Source organism: Arthrobacter sp. CAN_A214, from assembly GCF_015751955.1.
Lineage (GTDB): Bacteria > Actinomycetota > Actinomycetes > Actinomycetales > Micrococcaceae > Arthrobacter_D.
Genome location: NZ_JADOUU010000066.1, coordinates 1 through 3998, shown reverse-complemented (window position 1 = coordinate 3998; position 3998 = coordinate 1). Strand labels below are relative to the sequence as shown.

Annotated in this window: 5 protein-coding genes; 4 read left to right on the top strand and 1 reads right to left on the bottom strand. The window is 61.2% G+C overall.

Going from position 1 to position 3998, the window contains the following annotated elements; genetic code table 11:
* Nucleotides 1-118: 118 nt before the first annotated feature.
* Entirely contained in the window at nucleotides 119-289 is a 171-nt protein-coding gene (locus IWX65_RS17250; protein WP_196884781.1) for a hypothetical protein, read from the top strand.
* Nucleotides 290-714: 425 nt separating this feature from the next.
* On the opposite strand, the gene IWX65_RS17245 is transcribed toward IWX65_RS17250, so the two are convergent.
* The gene (locus tag IWX65_RS17245) at nucleotides 715-1488 is read right to left on the bottom strand and encodes a CHRD domain-containing protein (RefSeq protein WP_196884780.1); all 774 of its coding nucleotides are present in this window, start codon (nucleotides 1486-1488) and stop codon (nucleotides 715-717) included.
* 442 nt (nucleotides 1489-1930) lie between these two features.
* Between IWX65_RS17245 and IWX65_RS17240 the strand changes: the two genes are divergently transcribed.
* The 3 genes from IWX65_RS17240 to IWX65_RS17230 all read left to right on the top strand — a co-directional run bounded on the left by IWX65_RS17240 (nucleotide 1931) and on the right by IWX65_RS17230 (nucleotide 3948).
* On the top strand, nucleotides 1931-2233 hold the full coding sequence (locus IWX65_RS17240) for a hypothetical protein (protein WP_196884779.1): 303 nt from the start codon (nucleotides 1931-1933) through the stop codon (nucleotides 2231-2233).
* 371 nt (nucleotides 2234-2604) lie between these two features.
* On the top strand, nucleotides 2605-3261 hold the full coding sequence (locus tag IWX65_RS17235; protein WP_196884778.1) for a cupredoxin domain-containing protein: 657 nt from the start codon (nucleotides 2605-2607) through the stop codon (nucleotides 3259-3261).
* Between the two features lie 237 nt (nucleotides 3262-3498).
* Nucleotides 3499-3948 (top strand): cupredoxin domain-containing protein, encoded by a 450-nt coding sequence (locus tag IWX65_RS17230; protein ID WP_196884777.1) that lies wholly within the window; start codon nucleotides 3499-3501, stop codon nucleotides 3946-3948.
* Nucleotides 3949-3998: the final 50 nt, after the last annotated feature.

The window sequence follows — 3998 nt, the reverse complement described above, 5'->3', positions numbered from 1 at the left end:
CCTGTGAGGATGAGGGCGGCAACTGCTGCTGAGGCAAAGTACCCTCCGCGACGTCCGCTGGATGATCTAAGCATGGTGGGCTTGTCCAATCAGTTCGTGGGGCCTGAAGGATTGTTCCTTGGCGTTGCTGCTGCTGACCCCGACTGGCGTACTTGAGTATTCTTCGAAACAACCGTCCTTCCGGATGGGTTCCTCGGAAACCGACTGGCCAGCAAGCCTGCTGGATGGCATCACCGCCGCGAAGCTGCATTCCGAACCGATCAGTGATGTTCGCACGCACCGAGGTTGATGACTTAAGCGATCCCTGAACCCTTCGACTAGAACAAGATGCCGGAGCCTGATAGGCGGCAGTGAGGCCTGTAGCGTTAATTCCGGAGAGGCGGAAACCCTATCTCGTCGTTGTGCAGACCAGGCACCTTCAGAGCATGAATGGTCATGGATCAACCCTCACCCTGGCGCGGTGATTTCTGCTGCACGACGCTACCTGGACGCTGCCGAGAACTGGGCCGATTCCCGTCGTGAGGGCGCCTGAAAAAAGGTGGAGTACTCGTGGCGGCCGTTAAGTGGGCGACCGAAGACGGTGGGCGTTAAAAGAGCGACCGCCGCAGGGGTTAGGGCTTCTGCGGCGGTCGCTGGGTTGGACTGATCGTTGGAGGAATATGGTTCGATCAGTCCGTCAATCTGTGGTGCTGTGGTGCTGTTTTGGTGGTGCGGTTATGCGTTGGTGTTGCTGCGGCGGACCATGAAAGTTCCGCCGGCTGCTGCTGCCAGGACCAGGCCGCCACCGAGGGCGAGGATGGCGGTGTTGGAACCGGTTTCCTGGGCGACACCGGTGTCGGCGCCGCCTGCTGGCATGTCGCCCATCTGTGAGGCTACGAGGGTTCCACACAGTGCCGGTGAGGTGGCACCGAGGGGAAGTGAGGGCTCCAGGTCGCTAGGGGAGTTGAAGGCCTCTTCGGTGCCGGTGGCCGTTGCGGGGTCCAGGCCGTGGACGACGACGACGGCGGTACCGGCTTCGAGGGAAGCCTTGGTCTCGGCGTTGAGGTCGATTTCACGGTCGATGGTGTAGCTGCCGCCCTGTCCGCCGAGGGCGAGGTTCAGGCCCTCGGCCGGGGTCGTTGCACCGGAGGTGGTCAGTGTGGTCTGGATTCCACCGTAGGAGGGCGCACCGTCGGTGGTGTTGAGGATTCCGTCGCCGTTTTCGTCATCGGCTGGGGTGGGGCATTCGCCGAGCGCTCCGCCGTGGATGTGCTGGACGTGGGGGTATGGTGCGTCCATGAAGGTCTCGGCGAGACCGGAGACCTGCAGGTTGACATGGGCCTTGTCGCCGGTGACGTCGACGGTGATCGTGCCGGTGCCGGTGGTGCCGTTGAGCTGGCCCAGGGTCGAGGAGTAGGACTCATCTGCTGCCATGGCCGGCGACGATGCCATGGCCAGGGCGCCGAGGGCGAGGGTGGGAACTGCAAGGAAGCGCATTGCCTTGTTCATGAGAATAATTCCTTCACTGTGCGGTAAGCGCGCGTCCCAATGGATGCGCTCGAATAGTGATTCGGAGCACTCCGGCGGGTGGATTGGTTTCCCCCACCATCACCCCGGAACTCCAGCACCCTTGATGTCACGGTGCCTGTCCTCACTGTAGGCAGACAATAGCCCCGTTGGATAGCACTTCTGTGTAACAGGTGATACACGTGAAACTGGTGGGTAGGATGATACTGCTGCTTGTTTCGCTGCGGACTATCCAGTGATTGGGTGGGAATAAACGCTTCGCGAGTCGGGTGAGGCATGTTCGATGTTGTTGTCCACCGGTTAACCCCACCCAGGACGTTGGCCCGGCAGATCAGATAGCGAACGCCAAATTAGCCGAACGCCAAATTAGCCGAACTATCGGTGCAGGAGCGGCCGGCTAACATGCTGTCAAGGAGCTTCGGGTATGACAATTTCCGAAACCGGTCATGGTGTCGGTTTCCTGCTGACCGCTGCGAAGATGCATACAGTGAGTGACCTCGAAGCGCTCCGCGGTCGCTGTGTGCAGAAGCTCCTTGAGACCCGCCGAGCGTGTGAAGAGGTCAACGACCTGCATGCCGATGGGGAATCCGGGCCGGCCGGTCCCGTGCATGCCGATCAGGAACACGCCCAATGGTTGCTGTGCGCGGCGGTTCGGGACATCGAGGATGTCGATGCCCTCCTGCATCAGAAGCGGCAGGAAAAAGAAAGAGGTCTTGATCTCAGGTAAAGCTCAGATACTGAGCGTACTGTCTTAGCTATCCTCATGTGCGAGTGACTGATGACCGGAATTTTTTTACCGGTTGAAAGCGTCGGAGAACACAACTAGCGGCTCTTCACCGTGTGTTCCCCGGCGCTTTCGTCATGCCACCACCGGCAGCCGACGGCTGAGGAGTAGGTCACCGGAGTGGGTCACCGGCTGTGACTGCCACAACACAACGATCATTTTGTCGATTAGTCGATTACTGGTCTTCGGCGAGGGCAATCCAACACGCTGTACGTGACGAATGTCATGTGGCGGTGGTTTTCCGGCAACGGTGCGTCAAGTCGACTGACTACCAGAATGTTGTCTCCCTAGACGCCCCGCCGGAGGGCATCATCATGATCACTAGCAAAAAAGTTTTCAGCGTCGCTTTCACCGCAGCCCTGATCGGCGGAGCGGGAATCGGATCGGCAGGGGTAGCGGTGGCCTCCCCTGGCCCGGTCTCTCAGGCTGTACCGGCGATGACCACTGGGCAGATGTCCATCAGCATCGAGGACTTCGTGTTCTCGGGGCCAGGCACGGTGAATCCGGGCGGTGAGATCACCGTGACCAACAATGACACCGAAGTCCACACCGTCACCGCCGATGATGGCTCCTTCGATATCACCGTCCCCGGGGGGCAAAGCGCGACCTTCACCGCCCCGAGCAGTGCCGGGAGCTACGGGTTTTTCTGTAAATTCCACGGCAACATGCGGGGCACCCTGACCGTCGGGGCTGAAGCCATGGCCCCAGCCCCCACAACACCTGCCCCCACGACACCGGCAGTACCAGCGGCACCGGCACCGGAGGTCGCAGCTCCTGAGGTCGCTGAGTCCGGCAGTGCAGCAGGCAACAGCATGGATCAGATGGGTGCTGTGCCCAAGGGCGGCGCTGACACCGGAGCGATGAACGAAGCAAGTGACACCTCGACGATCATCGCTCTGGGTGGGGGGCTGGTGCTCCTGGCCGCAGCTGGCGGAACCTACGCCGTCCGCCGCCAAATCAGTAACAACTGATCGAGCCGCTTTTCCCCGTTCGGTCCGCAGGGCTGCAACCGCATCACCGCAGCCCTGCGGACCTCACGGTTCATTCCGGAACGGGGACCTCAGAACCGGCCTACCACCTGGTATAGGGAGACCTCGTCACCGGGCATGGCGTGCTCAACACCTACCCCTGAAAGAATCACGCCAGTTCACAGTTCCCCGACACTCCAGCGCATAGTTCTCTGGTTCATTATTTTTGGAGGTACGACCATGAAGGTACGTTATGGAATATCGGCTTTGATGCTCGCCGGGCTCCTTACCGGTACCACCGCGTGTGGGTCCGATGCTGAATCCAGCACGTCGGAGGCGACCAGCGCGGCAAGTGAAGCCGCGGCCCCGGAATCAGCGGCCGCGACCACCGGCGCTGGCACCTCCGCTACAGGGTCGGCCTCGGCGGAAGCAGCGCCTGCGGAGGAGGCTATAATCACCATCACGGACTTCGAATACGAGATGCCCGAAACCATCGCACCGGGTGCTGAAGTGACCGTCACCAACGAGGACGACGCCCCGCACACGGTCACCGCGGAAGACGACGGCGGGTTCGACGTGGATGTTCCCGCCGGTGAGACAGTGACCTTCACCGCCCCCGAGGAAGCCGGCGAGTATGCCGTGATTTGCACCTATCACCCTGAAATGTCCGCCACCCTGGTCATCTCATGAGCCGGGCAGGCAGCTCCGCCGGAAACCGGGAGGCAAACCCTGCCGGGGAA

Coding starts and splice junctions, on each gene's coding strand:
- IWX65_RS17245 (WP_196884780.1), bottom strand. CDS start 1,488: ATGAACAAGGCAATGCGCTTCCTTGCAGTTCCCACCCTCGCCCTCGGC.
- IWX65_RS17240 (WP_196884779.1), top strand. CDS start 1,931: ATGACAATTTCCGAAACCGGTCATGGTGTCGGTTTCCTGCTGACCGCT.
- IWX65_RS17235 (WP_196884778.1), top strand. CDS start 2,605: ATGATCACTAGCAAAAAAGTTTTCAGCGTCGCTTTCACCGCAGCCCTG.
- IWX65_RS17230 (WP_196884777.1), top strand. CDS start 3,499: ATGAAGGTACGTTATGGAATATCGGCTTTGATGCTCGCCGGGCTCCTT.